The sequence below is a fragment of the Micromonospora sp. ATA51 genome, from assembly GCF_016802855.1.
GTDB classification, from domain to species: domain Bacteria; phylum Actinomycetota; class Actinomycetes; order Mycobacteriales; family Micromonosporaceae; genus Micromonospora; species Micromonospora sicca.
The window spans coordinates 1-1,256 of sequence record NZ_JAEVHJ010000673.1; the positions used below are offsets into that span (position 1 = coordinate 1).

A 1,256-nucleotide genomic window follows, 5' to 3' on the forward strand; every position below is an offset into this window, starting at 1 on the left:
GTTACGCCGCCGCTCCTCGCGGCGGCCCGGCCGTACCTGCCGGTCGGGGCGGCGGCCGCACCCGTACCGGCCCGCGCCCGGCCGCCCCGGTCGACGCCCAGCGCGGCGCGCCGACATGGCGGCACGACGCGACCGGCGGGGACCGGCTAGCGTCGTGGCGTGACCCACGCTGCTCCCGTTTCCCCCGTCGACCGCGCCGGCCTGCGCCAGCGGATCGACAAGGCCCTGACCGAGTTCCTCGCCGGCCAGCGCATCTGGATGACCGGTGTCGACGACGCCCTCGCCCCGGTCGCCGAGGCGATCGAGGCGTTCGTGCTGGGCGGCGGGAAGCGGCTGCGGCCGGCCTTCGCCTACTGGGGCTACCGGGGTGCCGGCGGCGTCGACTCCGACCAGGTGGTGACCACCCTCGCCGCGCTGGAGTTCGTGCAGGCCAGCGCCCTGATCCACGACGACCTGATGGACCGCTCGGACACCCGGCGCGGCGAGCCGGCGGTGCACCGGCGGTTCGCCGCCCGGCACCGCTCCGCCGGCTGGGGCGGCGACCCGGACGGGTTCGGCGACGCCGCCGCGATCCTCCTCGGCGACCTCTGCCTGGTCTGGTCGGACGAGCTGCTGCACTCCGCCGGCCTCGATCCGCGCACGGTGGCCCGGGCGCGGCCGGTCTTCGACGAGATGCGCACCGAGGTCACCGTCGGGCAGTACCTAGACGTGCTGACCCAGGCGACCGGGGACACCTCGCTGGAGCGGGCCGGCAAGGTCGCCCGTTACAAGTCGGCGAAGTACACGGTCGAGCGGCCGCTGCTGCTCGGGGCCGCGCTGGCCGACGCGTCGGCGGAGGTGCGGGCGGCGTACTCGGCGTACGGGCTGCCGCTGGGCGAGGCGTTCCAGCTCCGCGACGACGTGCTGGGGGTCTTCGGGGATCCGGCGCAGACCGGCAAGCCGGCCGGCGACGACCTGCGCGAGGGGAAGCGGACCTACCTGGTGGCGGCGTCCCTGGAGGCGCTCGACGACACCGGCCGGGAGCTGCTGCTGGGCGGCCTCGGCGACCCCGGGCTCGACGGCGCCGGGGTGGCCCGGCTGCGCAAGCTGATCACCGACAGCGGCGCGCTGGCCCGGACCGAACAGCGGATCGGCGCGCTGACCGAGAGCGCCCTGGCCGCCCTCAGCACGGTCGACCTGGACACCGAGGCCCGCCAGGCCCTGGTCGACCTCGCCATCGCCGCCACCCGCCGCACCGACTGACCCCGCCCACCACC

Annotated in this window: 1 protein-coding gene; it reads left to right on the forward strand. The window is 76.6% G+C overall.

What is annotated here, in order from left to right; translation table 11 throughout:
* Positions 1 to 159: 159 nt before the first annotated feature.
* Positions 160 to 1,242: a polyprenyl synthetase family protein gene (locus JNW87_RS38860; RefSeq protein ID WP_238455489.1), complete on the forward strand. Its 1,083-nt coding sequence runs from the start codon at positions 160 to 162 to the stop codon at positions 1,240 to 1,242.
* Positions 1,243 to 1,256: the final 14 nt, after the last annotated feature.